The organism is Spirosoma aureum, from assembly GCF_011604685.1.
Taxonomy (GTDB): domain Bacteria; phylum Bacteroidota; class Bacteroidia; order Cytophagales; family Spirosomataceae; genus Spirosoma; species Spirosoma aureum.
This window is the reverse complement of record NZ_CP050063.1, coordinates 5,458,487-5,478,581: the sequence shown is the minus strand read 5'-3', so window position 1 is coordinate 5,478,581 and position 20,095 is coordinate 5,458,487. Positions and strand designations below refer to the sequence as shown.

11 protein-coding genes are annotated in these 20,095 nt (G+C 45.4%); 4 read left to right on the top strand and 7 right to left on the bottom strand.

The annotated features are described in order from the left end of the window. Positions 1-27: 27 nt before the first annotated feature. The 6 genes from G8759_RS21805 to G8759_RS21780 form a co-directional block, all read right to left on the bottom strand. Positions 28-1,473 carry a RagB/SusD family nutrient uptake outer membrane protein gene (locus G8759_RS21805; protein ID WP_167212389.1) on the bottom strand — a complete coding sequence of 482 codons (1,446 nt, stop codon included), beginning with the start codon at positions 1,471-1,473 and terminating at the stop codon, positions 28-30. Between the two features lie 13 nt (positions 1,474-1,486). Beyond that, a complete protein-coding gene (locus tag G8759_RS21800) occupies positions 1,487-4,915 on the bottom strand; it encodes a SusC/RagA family TonB-linked outer membrane protein (protein ID WP_167212384.1) in 3,429 nt (1,142 codons plus the stop codon). 619 nt (positions 4,916-5,534) lie between these two features. Further along, complete coding sequence (locus tag G8759_RS21795) at positions 5,535-6,959, bottom strand: vanadium-dependent haloperoxidase (protein ID WP_167212381.1); 1,425 nt, start codon at positions 6,957-6,959, stop codon at positions 5,535-5,537. 585 nt (positions 6,960-7,544) lie between these two features. Next, the gene (locus tag G8759_RS21790) at positions 7,545-8,744 is read right to left on the bottom strand and encodes an acetate/propionate family kinase (protein WP_167212379.1); all 1,200 of its coding nucleotides are present in this window, start codon (positions 8,742-8,744) and stop codon (positions 7,545-7,547) included. A gap of 75 nt (positions 8,745-8,819) precedes the next feature. After that, positions 8,820-10,916, bottom strand: a complete 2,097-nt coding sequence (gene pta / locus G8759_RS21785; RefSeq protein ID WP_167212376.1) for a phosphate acetyltransferase — start codon at positions 10,914-10,916, stop codon at positions 8,820-8,822. Between the two features lie 75 nt (positions 10,917-10,991). Beyond that, positions 10,992-13,373, bottom strand: a complete 2,382-nt coding sequence (locus tag G8759_RS21780; protein ID WP_167212372.1) for a phosphoketolase family protein — start codon at positions 13,371-13,373, stop codon at positions 10,992-10,994. A gap of 740 nt (positions 13,374-14,113) precedes the next feature. Here G8759_RS21780 and G8759_RS21775 point away from each other — a divergent pair. From G8759_RS21775 to G8759_RS21765, 3 genes are read left to right on the top strand one after another with little or no spacing between them, the layout of a single operon-like run. After that, entirely contained in the window at positions 14,114-14,557 is a 444-nt protein-coding gene (locus G8759_RS21775; protein ID WP_167212369.1) for an organic hydroperoxide resistance protein, read from the top strand. After that, positions 14,541-14,981, top strand: a complete 441-nt coding sequence (locus tag G8759_RS21770) for a DoxX family protein (RefSeq protein ID WP_167212366.1) — start codon at positions 14,541-14,543, stop codon at positions 14,979-14,981. Before G8759_RS21775 ends, G8759_RS21770 begins: the two co-directional genes overlap by 17 nt. A 59-nt stretch (positions 14,982-15,040) precedes the next feature. After that, on the top strand, positions 15,041-15,487 hold the full coding sequence (locus G8759_RS21765) for a MarR family winged helix-turn-helix transcriptional regulator (RefSeq protein WP_167212363.1): 447 nt from the start codon (positions 15,041-15,043) through the stop codon (positions 15,485-15,487). Between the two features lie 91 nt (positions 15,488-15,578). Here the strand turns inward: G8759_RS21765 and G8759_RS21760 are convergent, their stop codons facing one another. Beyond that, a complete protein-coding gene (locus G8759_RS21760; RefSeq protein WP_167212360.1) occupies positions 15,579-17,051 on the bottom strand; it encodes a serine hydrolase in 1,473 nt (490 codons plus the stop codon). A 579-nt stretch (positions 17,052-17,630) separates the two neighbouring features. On the opposite strand from G8759_RS21760, the gene G8759_RS21755 reads away from it, so the two are divergent. Continuing rightward, positions 17,631-20,063, top strand: coding sequence for an ABC transporter permease (locus tag G8759_RS21755; protein ID WP_167212357.1), 2,433 nt, complete (start codon positions 17,631-17,633; stop codon positions 20,061-20,063). Positions 20,064-20,095: the final 32 nt, after the last annotated feature.

Sequence of the window (20,095 nt, the reverse complement as noted above, 5' to 3'; positions counted from 1 at the left end):
GCTGAGATGATTTATCCTATATAATAATCACCAACCCGGATTTTGAATCAGATTTGGATTGAGAATGATTTGTGTATTTGGAATTGGGAATAATAACATATAATCCTCAATAATAGCGCCTTGTGCCCGCATAGTTTTCAGAAACAGACCTCTTCTTTTCAAATCCCAGGCTCTTTCTCCTTCAAAAGCCAATTCGAACCTACGCTCTGATAATACTGCAGTTCTGAATTCATCTTGAGAAAGATTGGCTAGATCTGGCAAATCATCTTTGATTCCATTGCGAGCGCGCTCTCTTATTTGATTAATCCATTTATACTTATCGGCATTTTGAGGATCAATCTCATTTATCGATTCGGCAGCAATTAGCAGGATATCTGCATAGCGTATGACATTAAAGTTTTCCCCGGATTGTAATTCAGAGGCCCTGTCGTCGAACTTGCTGATGTAGTAAGGAAATTTCCCTTTGTACACTTCATTCATTGTTATTACTTTTCCCGTGCCATTTATATCTAGATAGCTATTCGCTATTGTAACACTTTTTCGATAAGACTTGGGGTTTTCATTTACAAATGATTGTTCTGGTTCATAATTTCCTGAAACAGATGTTTTGGCCCAAAATGTACCATTATATGGACCAGCGGGTGATCTTGGTCCAAACGCGCCAGGAATCCCCGAATTTTGCTCACCAGACAAATATTGTATTTGAAAGATATGCTCAATGCCATTTTTTTTATCTGGCTTAAAAGCATCTGTATAATCATTGAAAAGTTTATACTTACCACTATCGATGATTCTCTTTGCACTAGCGAAGGCATTTTTAAAGTCGCTTCGGAATAAGTAAATTCTTGCTAAAAGCGCCGTTGCAATATTGGAATTAATCCGCCCGGCTATACTTGATCGTGGTAGCACATTCTCGGCATTTTTTAAATCTTCCACTATTAGCGTATACACCTCTTCTTGCGTTGACCTTGGATTATTAATATTTTCGAATCCTAAGGTGGGTGTCTTGTATATTGGGACTCCTCCCATGGCGCGAACAAGATTAAAATAATAAATTGCCCGCAATGCTCGTGCTTCAGCAATTATAATCGCTTTTTTATCTGCAGGAGCTTTAATTCTATCTGTGTAATAAATAACTTCGTTGGCTAAATTTACGCCACTAAAAGAATTTTGCCAGAATGAAGCAGTTGATTCATTACTAATAGAAAACATATCAAAAATGTTGCCTGTATTTACGTAAGAGCCTTTAAGGTTATCGGCATTTAATTCACCGTATTCTATATACGAATTATTGTATATGTTATACAATTGCGAATATGCGCCGTACAATCCAGATAAAGCGTCAGCTTCATTTTTGTAAAAATTAACACTACTTATATTGCTTGACGGGTTTTCAATCAATATATGCTCGCAACCTGTAAGTAAAATTATATTAATTAGCGACAAAAAGCGTTTGGCACTTTGCAGTTTCATGATATTTCTGTGATTAAAATCCTAATTTTATTCCAATTCTTATGCTTTTCGATGAGGGGTAGGCCCCATTGTCTACACCAAGCTGGACATTACTTGACGAATAGAGATCTACTTCAGGATCAAACCCTGAATACTTGGTTATTGTAAACAAATTATCAATAGCGATATAGATTTGCGAACGTTTGAGCCATTCAAACCCAAAATTGTTTTTTGAAAAATCATAAGATAAACTCAAGGTTTTGAATCGTAAATAAGAGCCATCTAAAACGTCTCGGTCGCTAAAGTTCTTCCATTCTGCTCCGTGAGAAATTGGAGCTTCAATAGTGTTACTTGTTCCAGGTCCTTTCCATCGTTGATCAAAATATTCCTGCAATACATTGTGTTTTTGAGGTTGTGCTAATAACCCCATTCTATTTAAATTAGCGATTTCATTGCCATAGCTACCATTTATGAAGATCAGCAAATTCCAATTTTTATAGGCGAGTGAATTCGAGAAACCAAAAATGAATTTGGGATTAGGGTTGCCAATAACTTCTCTGTCGTCGGTATTTTGTTTGAAACCATCACCGTTCAAATCTTTATACCGTACCATACCTGGATTGAAAAGTCCGCCCACTTTATATCCGGCGGCTATTATTTCTTCCTTTGTTTGCCATATTCCATCAAAACGGTATCCATAAAACATGCCCAATGGTTTGCCAATTTCGGCAATAGAAAAGCCCGCCGATTCGCCTTGTCCAATATCGAAAATGAGTTTATTAGGTCCCGTCGCCAGGACCAGTACTTTATTCCGATTAAGTGAAATATTGACGTTAGATGTCCATTTAACACTTCTAAATTGATTATTCAATCCTAAACTGAATTCAAAACCTTTATTGGCGATTACCCCGATGTTTTGTACGGAAGATCCATACCCTGACTGATTAGGTATCGAAACATTTAGTAGAAGATCTGCCGTTTTTTTGTAATAATACTCTGCGGTAAAAGTAACCTTACCGTTAAAGGCTTCCAGGTCGAGGCCAACATTAAACTGCGAAGTTTTTTCCCATTTCAAATTTGGGTTAGGAATCCTATTAGGAGCTAATCCTACTACTGGAATCCCACCAATAATAGGTTTGGACGTGTTATATAAAGCTAGTGAAGAATATGCACCAATACTTTCATTCCCTGTGAACCCATAGCTTGATCGTAACTTCAGGTCATTGATAGCTGAGATGTTGGCCATAAATGGCTCTTTATTAATGCGCCAGGCTAAAGCAGCTGATGGAAAGACCCCCCATTTATTGTTAATTGCAAACTTTGAAGAGCCGTCTCTCCGGATAGTTCCTGTAAAAATATACTTGTCGCGATTAATAAAAGTTAGCCTACCTATATACGATAAGAGCCCTGTTTCAACCGCACTGCTACTGGATGGCCTTATATTTGCCCCGATCCCTAAGTTGTTATATGATAACGTGTTGGTAAAGAAGTCCTGGACGGTAGTTAGTGAATTTTCTGTTTTTCTTTCCTGATAAGTATATCCCCCCATTGCTGTAATCCTATTATTATCACCAATAGAGCCTGAATAGGTAAGCGTGTATTCAGCCAGTGCATTTAGGCTTTGTAGAGCACCTATCGATGCAATTCCCAAATTAGGAAGGGCCTGTGTTTGAGCGGTATTAGGAACGTAAGTATTTCTTTTTGAATTTATTAGATCGGTACCGAATTTTACCCTGAAAACCAAATTTTTCAAGATATCAAAATCTACAAATGCTGTTCCCAGGGTTCTATTAATAGTCGTAATGTCGGTTCTGGTCTTTGCAATTGAAACCGGGTTTTCTAAAATTTTAAAGGTTTCAATGTGATTATGTACATAATTCCCGGCCTCATCGACAACAGGTATAACAGGTGTTGTAGCCAACGCATTCCACAAAGGAGAATCATTCTGAAAGCCACTACCATCACTCGGAATCGCATGATTGATGGATCGATTGAGGTTTAAGCTTATTCCGGCTCTAATTCTTTTGCCAAAATTTTGATCCAGGTTAAATTTTAATCCCCCTCGTTTGAAGTTGGATTCTATAATGATTCCATCCTCATTCAGATAGTTACCCGAAATCAAATATTTGGTAGTAGGAGTTCCTCCCGATACTGATAAATTATAGGTGTTAGTTTGGGCAGTTCTAAAAATTTGATCCTGCCAGTCAGTGCCTTCCCCAAGTTTAATAGGTAGTGGTTTGTTAATGCCATCATAGATCAGTGGCACATTTGTATTGGTTGCCCATTCATTAGTTAGTATTGCCAATTCCTCTGCATTGGCCAAATCAAGCTTCTTTCTTACTCTGGCAATTTTTAAACTATAGTCGAATTCTACAGTTGGTTTACCTTCGGTTCCTCTTTTTGTTGTAATAATAACTACACCATTGGCCCCCCTGGCACCATAAATAGCCGTTGCCGAAGCATCTTTAAGGATTTCGACGGAGGCAATTGAACTAGGGCTTATCGATGATAATGGATCGGCTGGCTGTGCCGTACTACCAGCCGCATCAGGTGATGTACTAATATTGTCAATAGGAAAACCATCTATAACATACAGGGGCTGACTCGAAGCATTAATTGAGTTTGTGCCTCTTATTCTAATTCTCATGCCCCCACCCGGTGCATTGGAAGCAGCACGAATGTCAACACCACTGGCCCTGCCTTGCATAGACTGAATTAGGGTATTCGAGGGCGTACTAGTTAAATCATTACCCTTAATGGATGAAATTGCTCCTGAAATATCACTTTTTTTCTGAGTACCATAGCCTACTACAACCGCTTCATCCAAAACGTTTAGACTTGATTCCAGAACAACATTTATTGTTGTTCTGGAATCGACGGGTACATCCAATGACTTAAAGCCTACAAAGGAAAAAGTGAGTATATTGCTGGAACTATTTACGGAAATACTAAACTTGCCATCCTTATCAGTGATTGTACCTTTAGTTGTACCCCTAATCACGATGCTTACCCCAATAAGTGCTTCCCCTTTTGAATCAGAAACAGAACCTGTTATCAATATCTCATTCACTTGCAGAATAATAACTTGTGTTTCTTCGCGTTTTTTTTCAGGCAGTTTTGTTAGGGTGATAACATTACTGCTCGTTACTTTATAGCCAATATTCTTATCATGCAAAATATAGTCAAGAACCTTGCTGACCGTCTGATTCTTAAAATCGATATTCACTTTTGCTTTATCATTTAGTAGCTCATTACTGTAAAAGATTGTCAGGCCAGTCTTTCGTTTAATTGTTTGAAATACCTTCTGAATATTGATGTTATTGCCGGAAATTGTCAACTTTTGCTCCAATTCATTGGCCTGAACGTTTGCATAGCAACATACTAGACTCATCAAAAAAAACATTCGAGTTAATTTTTTCCAATGGATAAGTATCCAATTTGTAGAGATTTTGAAATTATTCATATAGTACAATAATTACGGCTCTTATTCACATAGTACTACAAGTGATTTATCAAAATGGGTGAATAAATGTTTATTTAAAATTAATTTTTATTTATTATTTAATAGACTACTATGTCTATAAAGAATCGTTGCATTGACAGTATGCAGTAGATTGAAATGGAAAATGTACCCTTTTATAGATAAATACCTTTTCCGATTTTGGGTATTATGGAAGGCTTAACTTCTGTAATACTGTTCTTCAACGTGCGTATAGATTCAGCATAAAGTTGAGAGAGTTGCCTATGTTAATTCACAACTTGTTGTGTAACGGAGCTACTTATACGTCGTTCGCTTGGTGGTTTTAATCCGGTTTATTTGCTCATTCTTTTGCAATAATCGCAGGGGCTGGCCTTGAGTTTTCAAAGCTCTATTTGGAGTTCAAGGCGGCTTAAAGTAAAAAGTAACGTTGTGATAAAACAAACGGATCTAAGAAAGACCTAGATCCGTAAAATAGCAACTGAATGCGCAATGAGTGGGTCGGACAAGCTATAGCAGTAATTATACCAGTTTAAATTTGGGTAAATGCATATGCGCCTGGCATTGGCAGTTATCACATTCGACCATCCACAAATCTACCAGCCTAGTGCCAGCGGAGCGCGTTAATATTATGGCCTATTTTAGCACCTTCAGCCAAGCCAACTTCATTATCGTATCGGGTATGGATACCACCTAACAATCGCGAATCGGCACACTCCTGAGCAGCCGCCCAAAACGAAGTGTAGTGGCGGGCTTCAAACTTTAATGTATGCGTGGAAAAGTTTGGAAGTAGATAGATATTATTGGTAGGATTTGGATTATCGGGCAACGGCCCCTGAATATAATACGTCAGTTGGGGGCGGTGAGAATGTGTATTATCAGTAAATGAAAAACCAGGACCATACAATTCGGTCAGAACCGTGGCTGTGGCAGCCGATTGTACCGCATGGCCCGAATAAAAGGAAGGAAAAGGGGGTTCCAGAAAAAAAGGTAACCACGAATACCGCTTGTTCGTAGTGGTAGAAATCCGGGCTTTAATAAAGGAAGAAGGACGTTCTACCATAAAGGTAAATTTAGCTTTCCAGCAGCAGATAAACGCATCAGCAACGGCCATTCCCACTCGTGCATAGGTTTCGGCGGCTTTTACCAGACCGGCATCACTGTTGCGAATCGCAATCGTAGCCAGATTGTACGAGTGACCAGGAGGAGAGCAAGTCTCAATTGGGTCATCGCCCCACCACATCACAATAGCTCGGTCTGAATCCGTAAGCGACTTATGTCGATCAAATACTTCTTTGTATTGCCGAAAATACTTACTCGTCGTATCAGTCGAATAGACCAGTGGTTTAGGCAATGGCAGTTGGGCATTGCGGAAAGAAAACGGTCGATTCTTACCCCAGGTAGGGTGCATTGGAATTTTGGTATTTGACTGGCCAATTACAGGGGGTACCCACAGGCCTGGACCCTGGGCGCGTTCGTAATCTTTAGGGAAATTGTAAAGGTATCCTTCATGTCCCCCATCGCTCTTCGACCATTCGTAAATCTTTGTGGCGATGGCTTTGCCAAATTGTTCCGATCGATCAACTACCTCTGGTGTAAGGCTTGCTGCATAGCGATGGCGGATAGCTTCTTCCAGCGAGTCAATCGATAGCGTTCTATTCGTATAGGCATAAAAGGCTTTTAGCATATAAGCTTGCCCGGCATTGAGGGCGAGTTCCCAGCAGTAGGCTTTCTGAAGATCGGGTTTTGGTAACGTAAGCGTGTCAGCCAATTTTCGCATCACTGAGCGATGCTTCGGAGAGGAATAGACCACTGTTTCGTACATGGTCAGGCCCAGATAGCCAATGGCTCTGGACCCGTACGTTGGTGTGTTTTTAGGTGCTTTTGTCATGATCCGCACGGTCATATCGGCCCAATCTGTAGCGATTGACGTAGCTGGCTGATTGCTGATGGGTTGTTGGGCTTGCGAGTAGCCACTTAATAACAAACAGATCTGTAGAAGCAGACTTCTGGATAAGTTGTTTATCATTTTTCTTGTAACTAGTTGATAGATGCACAGTTAAGCTAGAACCCTCTTGCTCCAAATCGAAATCGATCAGGTGACGACAATAAATCAGTAAATACTTTATAACCGCTAATCTTCTTCAGGGGTAGCTGTAGATCATATGGTTAATGAGTTGTTATACTCACAAATTGCTTTACGTATTCAAAAGCGATGATTGTTACCCCTAAATGAAGAAAGTGAAAAAGGTATTTTGCTGATAATCAGGGACTAAATCGGAAAAAATCCAATCGGTATTAGCACTTAGAACGTTCTGGTACTGATAGTTTGACGGAATGAAAACAATTCTGATGCCACACAATTTTGATAATCGCTATTTATCTCAAAAAGCAGCAAATGGCTAACCAAATGGTCGAATACCTATATGAAATGAATTGTCTAGTTGAAGGGTAGAAATTATCAGCCAAAACCCGGCATATAGTTTGCTGACCAACTATATGCAATAGCCATATTTCATTTCCGAGCCAATAAATTTACTGCCTGCCAAATGTTCGTTGTCAGAAACCTTGTTCGTTGGTTGGTCTTTTATGCAGCAGATGTTACAGGATTATATTAACTGGGGAACAACAGCTCAAAACTTTGAATGGCAATTTCCAACTCTTCGTTGGTTGGAATGACTAAAATTTTGACTGCAGCACCAGCGCGGCTAACATCCCGAATCTCACTCGAACTAGTGCTGTTTTTGGAGGAATCAAGATGGATATTCAGTACATCCAGGGAACTGCAAACCTGTTCACGCATGGCGCTGTCATTTTCACCGACGCCTGCCGTAAATAGCAAGGCATCCAGACCATTCAGAACGGCGGCATAAGCGCCAATGTATTTCCGGATTCGGTAGGCATAGATATCAAGGGCAAGGGCGGCTGCCCGATTACCAGCTTCCAGCGCTTTCCGAATATCGCGCATGTCATTCAGTCCTGTAAGCCCCTGCATGCCCGACTGTTTATTGAGCAGATCATTCACCTCGTCAGGGCTGTAGCCATTTGAAACTAAATGGAAAATAATGGCGGGGTCAATATCGCCCGAACGGGTTCCCATAACTAAGCCAGCCAATGGGCTAAATCCCATGCTGGTGTCGATCGATTTGCCTGCCTGAACAGCGGTAATACTACAGCCATTTCCCAAGTGCAGGCTGATAAGTTTAGCATCAGGTTTGCCTAACCAGGCCGATGCTTTCTCGCTGACATATTTATGACTGGTGCCATGAAATCCATAAACCCGGATGCCATCTTCTGCGTACAATTCTTCCGGAATCGCATAGCGGAAAGCGTATGCAGGCATCGTCTGGTGAAAAGCTGTGTCGAAAATCGCAATTTGTCGGGCATTGGGAAATGTCTTTTCTGCGATTTCGATGCACTTGTAATTGACAGGATTGTGGAGCGGAGCCAGCGGAAACAAAGCTTTTATCGCTTCTTTAACGGCCGGTGTGATCAGTGTAGCGCCAGCAAAGCGTTCTCCCCCATGAACGACCCGATGGCCAACGGCCTGAATTTCGTCGGCCGAATGAATTATGCCAATCTGAGCATCCGACAACAGGTATACCATCTGCTGAAGCCCGGCTGTATGGTCGGCAATTGTGGCTTTCCGTTCAATGGTTTGCGCAGGAACAGAAGTCAGGATTTTATGCCGGATGAATGCCTCATCCGTACCAATTCGTTCAATGAGCCCCGAACAAAGTGGTTTGTCGGAAGGCATATCAAAGAGCTGGTATTTTAGGGAGCTACTGCCGGCGTTTATAACTAAAATGTACATGCTTGTCTATTTTCTGGCAAGATTAACGCGTTTTCCTGATTCCAATCCTGAACCCTGTTAATCGACTTAAAAATACTACATACTATCCTGACACTGAATGGCTGTGATAACAACCGTATTGAACACATCATCTACCGTGCAGCCCCGGCTCAAGTCATTAATGGGTTTGTTGAGGCCCTGAAGCATGGGGCCAATAGCAAGCGCACCCGTTTCCCGCTGAACCGCTTTGTAGGTGTTGTTGCCCGTATTTAAGTCAGGAAATATCAACACACTGGCCCGACCGGCTACCTCAGAATTCGGTAACTTCTGGCTGCCCACCAGTGGGTCTACGGCTGCATCATATTGAATAGGCCCTTCAATTTTCAAATCCGGTCGTTTTTCCTGAACGATGGCGGTTGCCTGCCGTACTTTCTCTACGTCTTCGCCTTCCCCCGACGTTCCCGACGAATACGAAAGCATGGCAATACGCGGCTCAATGCCAAAACGGGCGCTGCTTTCGGCAGAGGATATCGCAATTTCGGCCAGTTGTGCGGCCGTTGGATTTGGATTCACGGCACAGTCACCAAAAACGGATACGCGGTCGGGCAGACACATGAAAAAGACCGAAGATACCAGTGACACGCCCGGTTTGGTCTTGATAAATTGCAGGGCGGGCCGAATGGTGTGCTGGGTCGTGTGAACCGCCCCCGACACCATGCCATCAGCGTGTCCCTGGTAAACCATCATCGTACCGAAGTACGATACATCCAGCATCATATCCCGCGCCATGTCGAGGTTCACGTTTTTAGCTTTGCGTAGTTCGTACAACGTAGCCGCGTATGAATCGTAGTTTTCCGATAGGGCCGGGTTAATAATAGACACAACACTGGTGTCGAGGGTTAAGCCCAGCCGTTTGGCGGATGCCAAAATTTCGGCCTCATCGCCCAGAATGGTCAGGTCTACGATGTTTTGTGCGACCAGTCGGGCGGCTGCTTTCAGAATTCGGTCGTCATTTCCTTCTGGTAAAACGATGTGTTTTTTCTGGCTTCGGGCCGCTTTGACGAGCTGATACTGAAACATATGCGGGGTAATTCCTTCCGAATGAAAGGTTACCAGCCGGTTATCCAGCGCTTTGGTGTCCACATTCTTCTCGAATACGTCGATCGCCAGTTCGATTTTCTTCCGGTTATCGGCGGTAATGCGGGAATGAATGGCCCCAATGGCTGTTGTTGTACCAAAGGTGCCCTGTTGAACGGCCAGAATGGGAATGACTGTCTGAAGCCCCGCAATCAGGCGGGTAATGGGTTCGTCGGGTTCTGTACCGGCCGTCAGCACAATCCCCGCAACTTTGGGATAATTGGCCGACAGATTTGCCTGCAAAGCCCCGATGATGATATCACCCCGGTCGCCCGGCGTTACGATCAGCACGTTTTCCTTGATGTAATTCAGGAAGTTCGGCAGCATCATGGCACCTGTAACAAAATTATCGACCTGGTTAGTAAGAAGGCTTTCGCCCACGAGTACCCTGGCTCCCAGGGCGTCCCTGATTTCCTTCATGGTCGGACTTTGCAGCTGTTTTTCCCACGGAATGACGGTCAGCATCATGTCGGTGGGTAGCTGCATTCGAAGCAGTTCCCGTACATCCTCCACTTGCTCGGGTTTCACCCGATTGGCAACCAAACCAAGCACCTGTACCTCCCGGCTTTCGAAGCCCTGTAAGGCGCTCAGGGCTGAGCTGATGATCTGTGCGGTAGATTTACTTTCGCCGGTAATGATAATGAGGACGGGTGCGCCCAGGTTTTTGGCAATGGCAGCATTGGACTCAAACTCGAACGCGATGCCTTCACCCAGAAAATCACTCCCTTCGATGACCGTAAAATCACAGCTTTCTTCCAGTTTCTTATACTTGCTGATGATGGTATTGAGCATTTCGCCCCGGCCTTCCGACTCCATATGTTGCAGGGCTTCCTGCTGGGTAAAGGCGTAGGTATCCTCGTAGCTGATCGGTAACGCGAAATAGTCCAGAATGGCTTCAATGTGAATTTCTTTCTGACCAGGCGTTTGCTGCGTAATAATGGGTTTGAAATAGCCCACTTTCTGCGTTTTTCCCAGCAGACTATTTACTAAGCCCAATGCCAGTAATGATTTTCCTGTATACGGCTCTACCGACGCGATGAATATGGATTTCGTCATAATATGCTTTCCAACAGTTTCTTCGGCAGGATTGGCAAATGGTTTCCCCTGCTGTCAATCCTGCCGGAAATTTCCTCAAATACCCCAGGTCCAGTTGCGTACCTCGGGCATATCCTGGCCGTACGTATTGATGTACTGCCGATGTTCAATTAGCTTGTCCTGCATCTGCTGCTTCAGGTAGGCCATCCGATTCCTGAGCTGAGGTAACCGATCGACGACGTCCTGGACAAGGTGATAGCGGTCCAGCTCATTAAGTACGGTCATGTCAAATGGCGTGGTAATGGTGCCTTCCTCCTTGTAGCCCCGAACATGGATATTTCGATGATTGGTCCGTTTGTAAGTCAGTCGGTGAATCAACCATGGATATCCGTGAAAAGCAAAGATTACGGGTTTATTTTCCGTGAAAAGTAAGTCAAAGGCCGTATCGTCCAGGCCATGCGGGTGTTCACTGGCCGATTGGAGCCGCATCAGGTCAACCACGTTCACCACCCGAATTTTTAAATCTGGCAGGTATTGGCGCAGGATGGACACAGCCGCCAGAGTCTCCAGCGTAGGCACATCGCCAGCGCAGGCCATCACCACGTCCGGTTCGTAGCCGGTATCGTTGCTGGCCCAGGTCCATATCCCGATACCCCTCGTGCAATGAGTCACAGCGGAGGGCATATCCAGCCATTGGGGAGCCGGATGCTTACCGGCTACCACCACATTGACATAATGCCGTGACCGCAGGCAATGGTCCATCACCGAGAGCAAACAGTTGGCATCGGGGGGTAAATATACCCGCACAATTTCCGATTTTTTGTTGACCACCAGATCAATAAAGCCTGGGTCCTGATGGGTAAACCCGTTGTGGTCCTGCCGCCAGACGTGCGACGCCAGCAGGTAATTAAGGGAAGCTATGTTGCGTCGCCATGGGATACCTCGTGTTACTTTCAGCCACTTGGCATGTTGATTGAACATCGAATCCACGATATGGATAAATGCTTCATAGCTGTTAAACAGACCATGTCGGCCTGTCAGCAGATAGCCCTCCAGCCAGCCTTCGCACTGGTGTTCGCTGAGCATTTCCATCACGCGACCGTCGGGAGCCAGAAATTCATCCGTTGGAATTTGCTCGCCTTCCCACTGGCGATTGGTGGCTTCAAAAACCGCATTTAGTTTATTCGACAGCGTTTCATCGGGGCCAAACAGCCTGAAATTCCGTTGCGATTCATTGAGCCTGATGATGTCCCGTAAAAAACGTCCCAGCACGGTTGTATCCGATTCATGAATGCTACCCGGTTTTTCAAGCGGAACGGCGTAACTGCGAAAGTCAGGCATGTGCAGATCCTTCAGTAACAGACCTCCATTAGCGTGAGGGTTTGCACCCATCCGTCGATTTTCCAGCGGTGCCAGGGCTTGCAGTTCGGGAATTAATCGACCCGCTTCATCAAACAGCTCTTCAGGACGGTAACTTTTCAGCCAGGATTCTAATTGAGCCAGGTGACCTGGATGGGTAGCCGGGTCGGTAATAGGCACCTGATGCGCCCGAAACGTACCTTCTACGGGCAGACCATTTACCTCTTTGGGGCCCGTCCAGCCTTTTGGTGAACGCAGGATAATCATTGGCCAGCGTGGCCGCTCGATTTTATCCTGCCCGCTTGCTTGTTGTCGAATAGCGTGAATAGACTGGATAACCTCGTCCAGTGTCTTGGCCATTGCCTGGTGCATGATTTTGGGATCGTCACCCTCGACAAAGTAAGGCGTCCATCCGTAGCCGAAAAATAACTGCTGAAGCTCTTCATGGCTAATGCGGGCCAGAACAGCCGGGTTGGCAATTTTGTAGCCGTTCAGGTGAAGAATGGGCAGTACAGTACCATCGGTTACGGGGTTCAAAAACTTGTTCGAATGCCAGGCAGTAGCTAATGGCCCGGTCTCGGCTTCACCGTCACCCACAACGCAGGCGGCAATCAAATCCGGGTTGTCGAAGACGGCCCCAAATGCATGGCTCAGCGAATAACCTAACTCGCCCCCTTCGTGGATAGAGCCTGGACATTCGGGTGATACATGGCTAGGTATGCCTCCCGGAAACGAAAACTGGGTAAACAACTTTTTCATACCCGCTTCATCCTGGGTGATGTTGGAATACACTTCGCTGTAAGTTCCTTCCAGATAGGTGTTGGCCACCAGCGCCGGACCTCCATGCCCTGGGCCGGACAAGTAAATCATATTCAGGTCGTGTTCCCGAATAAGCCGGTTCAGGTGGGCGTAAATGAAATTCTGCCCTGGTGTAGTTCCCCAGTGACCCAGCAGCATTGCTTTAATATGCTCAGGCTTTAGCGGTTCTCTCAGCAACGGATTGTCGCGCAGGTACATCTGTCCCACGGACAGGTAATTAGCCGCCCGCCAGTAAGCGTCAATAGCCTGTAGGCTATCTTCTGTGTGGGTGTAATGGGTTTCGGTTGAGTTCTCAGTCATCGCATTATCAGAGGAAGGTGAATTTATTTGGCGTTGTCGGACCGGCTGCAGTTATTCGTACCGACACGTTTACAATTTACTATTAAGTCAATAAGTATTGGTTGGATCTGCCGTGAACCACCACACACCATAACAGCGTAAGCGACAACAATTTAACAACCTCAAAAAATACATTTGGGTTTTACCGGTCGTGCGAGTTTTGTTGCCGTCACGCGTATCGATACCATGTATCGGTTATTATGGTACCGGCAAAGATGGGGTCAGGTGGAGGCCCGGATTGTGAGAAGGATCAGTCCATGGTCTGATAATCATCAAGGTGTAAGCGTATCAATGGGCTGAAGCAGATGAAAAAACCAGTCAGATGGCAAGCTATTTCGGGGAGCGGAGGGTGGGTTGCCTGACCGTGTAGTAGGCAAATGCGCTAGGCAGATATAAGGTTCTGTCAGAGATTGCCCGAAGGTTATCCTATTGAGCCCAGCTATAGATTAGATTGGTGTGAATGATATGAAACAGAATAAAGTGAGAGTCTACCGAGTGAAAGTACCAGCGATGGAACGAAAAGTTGAGGTAAAATGAATGTTTTAAAAAGCCATCTGGTCGATAAAGCTGAGGGTAAAATGTAAGCTAAACAGCAAGAGTTGCTGTTAGTTAAAGCTCAATAATCCGTTTGGTTCACGTTGAAAGAGTTTATATATTTGTATCGTAAACGATATAATCGTAAACGATTAAAATAGAATTCAATGAAAACTGTATATCAAACAAGGGTTAATGCTACGGGTGGACGGGATGGTCAGGTTGCCAGTGATGATGGTGTCTTAACGCTTGACGTGCGTGTTCCTCAGACAATGGGAGGACCCGCGGGTGCCTTTACCAATCCAGAACAACTCTTTGCGGCTGGGTATGCGGCCTGTTTTGATAGCGCCTTAAATCTGGTAGCCCGGCAACAAAAGCTGAAAATTAATTCTACAGTTTCGGCTACCGTCAGTCTTCAAATGACAGACCCGACAAATTATAATCTGGCAGTATCGTTGGCCGTTCGCATCGAAGGAATCGATCAGATCACCGCTCAGGCGTTACTGGACAAAGCCCATGCAACCTGTCCCTACTCGAAAGCAATCCGGAATAATGTGGAGGTTAACCTGACATTAATTGACGAACTCCTTGATCATGCCCACAACCAATAACACGCAACAAACGACCATCGCTCAGCATATTGGGCGGATAGTACTTGGCCTGGCTCTAAGTTTTGCCGGAACGAGCCATCTAAGCTGGTCACGGGATGAGTTTCAGGCTCAAGTGCCTAACTGGATACCAATAAACAGCGATTTGGTGGTTATTCTGTCAGGTCTTGTCGAGATAACACTGGGCCTGTCATTGCTACTTTGGTCACGGCAGCGGGTTGTTACTGGCTGGGTGGTAGCGGCCTTCTTTGTGTTAATTTTTCCGGGCAACATCGCTCAACTCGTCAATCATACCAATGCCTTTCATTTAAATACCGATCTGGCCCGTACAGTTCGTTTGTTCTTTCAGCCACTTCTGGTCATCTGGGCTTTATGGTCTACGGGGGCCTGGAAAGCATGGCGGAGTAGAAAGCAGCTTACCCATTAATCGATCTGCCTTTAATCGGTATATTTACCACTCAGTTCTGAGCGTTGACGATTTAGCCAATGACATTAAACCAACTTAAGCTACAAAACCAGGTATGCTTTCCCGTGTATACGGCCTCTCGGCTGATCACCAGAGCGTATCAACCCTATCTGGATAAACTGGGCTTAACCTATCCCCAATATCTGGTTCTGCTGGTTCTATGGGAAACCGATGAGATTCCCATTAATTCGATTACTCAACAATTGCTGTTAGATACCAATACGGTAACTCCGTTGCTCAAACGAATGGAAACATTAGGCCTGCTGGAACGGCAGCGCTCAAAAAAGGATGAGCGGAAAGTGATTGTCAAATTAACTGAAAAGGGCCATCAGCTACAGGCTGATGCGGCCTTGATCCCGGAGTCTTTGGTCGGTGGTCTATTATCTGAGGAAATGAAACTAGACGAGCTGATCGGTTTGCGGGATCAATTACAGGGCTTGATCCGTCATTTATCAGCAAAGCATTAAACGGAATAGCTAAAGTATTCAGAAGCTATGGCCGATCTGTTTAAACGTTGTTGTCTCATACCCCGAGACGCCTGTATTTGTCCAAAACTATCTAGTTCATTAATCGCTCTAATGTCTTCTTCCCATTTTGATTGTCGGGGTTCAGCTCGACGGATTTTCGATACATACTGATCGCTTCGGCTTTGTGGCCGTTTTTCAACAGGGCTTCCCCCAGACTGTCATACGCATTCCAACTATCGGGATAGAGCCGAACGATTAGCTTGAACACTTCCAGGGCATGCTGGGCGTTACCCCCGCCATTCATCATCCGGTATCCCCAATCATTCAGATCATTCTCTGTGGGCCAGCTACTTTTGTCCTTCTGTTTTAATTCATCAGCAATGGAAAGAGCCTGTGTAAAGCCACGCGTCTGTAGTTGCATCCGCAATGCCGTGATGGGATCGGCCAACGGAATTGCGGGATTAAAGTACCCCGCCAGTTCGTCCAGAAATTCCTCCGGATAAGACCCCGACCGATTGGTGAGGGCGATGATGGCCAAATCATCCTCAGGGTACACAAAAATAGCGGACACCGATCCGCCGGTGATCGTCACTGCCCTATGGGTTGGGCGAGGCTTGGTTACCCAGCCTAAAGCCCATTGGGTAGGCTTTCCATTGTTGTATGTACCTGCCGTCCATAACGTATTGAGCGCTGCTTTTGTCTTAAAAAGCTTACCCTGTTGGAGGGCTATCACCCAGTGCGCAATATCTTCGGCGGTGCTATTGAGGCCCGAAGCGGTGCGCTTAAAGGGCGGATGTTCGCCGTAGGAATGGATTAGTTTTTCCGAACCAAGGGCCTTTCCATCAAGCCGGGAAACGTACCGATACGATTGCACGATTTTGGGAATGATATCCCGTGAATCGCCAAAGACCGTTGAAGGCATACCGGCCAGGTCAAATTGCCGTTCTTTATAAATCTGGGTAAACGGCTTTCCGGTAAATTTATCGATGATTTTTCCCATTAAGATATAATTCGTCTGGTTGTAGGAAAACTGTTCACCAGTCGGGAAATCCATGGGCATGGTCTGGATTTTTGCCCAGGCAGCTTCTTCGCTATCAATTCCCTGTAGCCCATAGGTGCTGGGATTTAAAATTCGATTCATATCGGGCAGACCCGAAACATGGGTTAATAATTGCCGAATCGTCACCGGCTGCCAGGCTGTGGGCAGCCCATCCAGGTACTGCGAAACCGGAGCGGTCAGATCCACCTTTCCTTCTTCGACCAATTGCATCATGGCTACTCCCGTAAAAGCTTTGGTACAGGAATAAATGGGGAAAATGCTTCGATTGGTAACCGGCAGGGAGTCTTCCACATTCGCCAGACCAAAGGATTTAAGTAGCGCAATTTTTCCGTGCTGAACTACGGCCAGCTGTAACCCCGTAATCCGGCGTTCTTTCATCTTATTTCGCAGAAACTCATCGATGGTCGTTGACGCGGGCGTCGGCTGGCTGTATACAAATGAGCTAACAAGCCGGATAAGCCAGGCTGTCAGGCTGAGCGTAAGAGGAAGTTGTTTGCTGGTCATGAGTTGAAATTTTCCTGGAAACTTCAACTTGTCAGGATGGTTACCGAATGTATAGAAAAATTTGATCCTCTCAATGTAAGCTCAGATGAACGACTTTCTGCCGTCCATCGATAGCATGAGGAATATCAAAACACGCTGGGGGATTTATCCATGTTTTAAACACCGGTTGGCTCTCCATTTTACTGTCCAAACATGGACAGCGATTTGTCCGCTTCTGGACAGTGCTAGCCACCTGATTATGGCTATGAGCACCTCAGTGCTGGTTTTTAGCGATGGCACTAAATTTGATTTATCCCTTTTAAGCTAACTACCTCAAAATTGACCTTCGCAGCTTCTGGAGGAATAAGTCATTCCCGACGATTACTATTCTGGACTTTGCTTTAGGCCTGATCGGTAGTCTGCTGATTTTCCAGGAGTACGTGACGTGCTAATTATGGATCAGGTGAATACGCCGATCGGAATGTAATATACTTCAGGCTGCGTCGCGCGAAGCAGACCTACAGGTTCGATGCCTTCAGGTTCTTCAGAATTTAGCCGTTATAAAGACCAAAATCAGTCAACCTTATTTTCAACTGGATCATGATCGGAAGCTACTTTAAAACATCGGGACGCAACTTAATGCGTAACAAACTGTTCTCGGCCATCAACATTGTTGGCCTTGCCATCAGTATGTCCGTCGGGTTACTGCTGATCGCGTTCGTGCTGGACCTGCGTTCGTACGACAGGTTCAATAAGAATGGAGAGAGGATCTATCGCATCACCAACGTTACGACTACCAAAGGTGAGCAAGGTGGCAAGTTTGGGACAACATCCATAAAGACCGGAAAGCTTATTCGGGAGAAAGTGATTGGCATTGACCGGTTCGCCGGCGCGGAAGTGGCTATTATGCGTAATGACTTTTCGCAGGATGCCAGGGTTGGCTCTACTGTTATTCCTATCAAAGGCTACTGGGCTGACCCATCGCTATTCAGGATTTTTACATTTCCCATGCTGGAAGGCAATCCCGAAACAGCGCTGAAAGATCCTTACTCGATCGTTCTGACGGAGACGGCAGCGAAAAAACTGTTCGGCAACGAATCCGCGATCGGCAAGGCAGTCAGATTCGATACACTCAATTACCAGGTGACTGGTGTCATGAAGGACGTTCCCTTCTTTTCGCATATCAAGTTTGAAGCGTTGGTATCGCTGTCGACAGCCGAACAGCTCAACAGGAACGATAAAAACTTCGAAAAATGGACAAGCATGTGGTCGAACTACGTGTATCTTCTGCTCCCGGAAAACGCCGATGTAGCTTCAATCCAGTCGCAACTCGATGCAATTGCAAAGGAAGAAAACCTCGCCGAAGAAAACACCAAGATCCAGCTTGAGCTTCTTCCTTTATATAAGATTGTGGTAGGAGAGGAGCTCCGTCGGCCCATGGGTCCAGTTGGTCCTCACGTGCCTCCGATAGTTCTTTGGATACTCGGTGGGCTCGCTCTCGTTGTCATACTGTCCGCGTGTTTCAACTATACCAATCTTTCAATAGCACGTTCTATGCGCCGGTTTAAGGAAGTAGGACTTCGCAAAGCGGTCGGTGCCGGAAAGAGACAGGTACAATTACAGTTCCTGGCGGAGGCAATCATGATCTCCCTGGCATCCCTTTTACTTGCCTATTTCCTGTTTCTAGTATTGCGGCCGCAGCTGATCAACATGGCTCCGGAGATGCAGCGCACGGTGAAGCTCGACCTCACTCCATCAATGGTTGTGGCCTTCATCGTCTTTTCGGTCACCGTCGGGGTTATTGCCGGCTTCATGCCAGCCCTGTTCTTTTCGAAAGTCAGTGCGATTAATGCACTCAGGAATGTGTCGTCGGTGAAAGTATTCCAGCACCTATCACTCAGACGAGCGTTGGTGGTGATTCAATACACGGTCACACTGATCTTTATCACAGCAACTGCAGTCGGCTATGTGCAGTATAAAAACATACTGGCCTTCGATCTGGGATTCAATACGGAAAACATTCTGAACATTAATTTGCAGGGTAATAAACCCGATGCATTTCTTAAGGAACTAAGCGAAATGCCGGAAGTAACTGCACTATCCCGGTCGATGATCATCACCAGCGTTGGTAATGCCTGGGGAGGTCATATGAAATACAAAGATTCGCGCGACTCTGCTCTGGTCCTGACTAACAACGTCGACGAAAACTACTTATCACTGCATGGATATAAGCTCATTGCCGGAGGGAATTTTATTGCGCGACCCACAACATCGGAAGCTGTCAGCGAAGTGATCGTTAACCAGACGTTCCTAAAACGATTTAACATCGGTAACAACGACCCCGAAAAAGCAATCGGACAAGAGATCACATTCAGTAATTTTAAAGTGAATGGACGCAGGATGACCATTGTTGGCGTGATGAAAGACTTTCACTATGGGAAGGTCGATAACCTCATCGGGCCAGTAGCATTCATGTCCTGGACACCCGAAGACAGGGCGATCATCAATGCCAAAATACAAAGCACTGACATGCCGGCAACCATGGCGAAGATCGAATCAACATGGAAGAAGATCGATCGTGTCCATCCATTTAGCGCTGAATTCTATGATGAAGCAATAGAAGAGGCCTACAGCGAATTTTCCGCGATGATCAAGATCATTGGCTTCCTTTCATTCCTCGCCATTTCCATCGCATCGATGGGATTGTTCGGCATGGTGGCATTCACTACTGAAACCAGGCTGAAGGAAATCAGCATCCGCAAAGTGATGGGCGCAAGTTCCGGCAACCTGGTCTACTTACTGAGCCGCGGTTTTCTAATACAGCTGTCGCTGTCGGCACTCATCGCTCTGCCCGTAACGTACCTGTTCTTCGAAAATGTCGTGCTCACAAATTTCCCCTACCATACACCCGTACAGATCGTCGAGCTATTCGTCGGCTTGCTGGCGGTCTTACTGATCGCATTCATTCTGATCGGATCGCAGACGATGAAAGCAGCGAAGAGTAATCCTGCGGAAATCCTGAAGAGCGAATAGGGGTTACGGATTATTAAAAAAAGAGTAAGTAC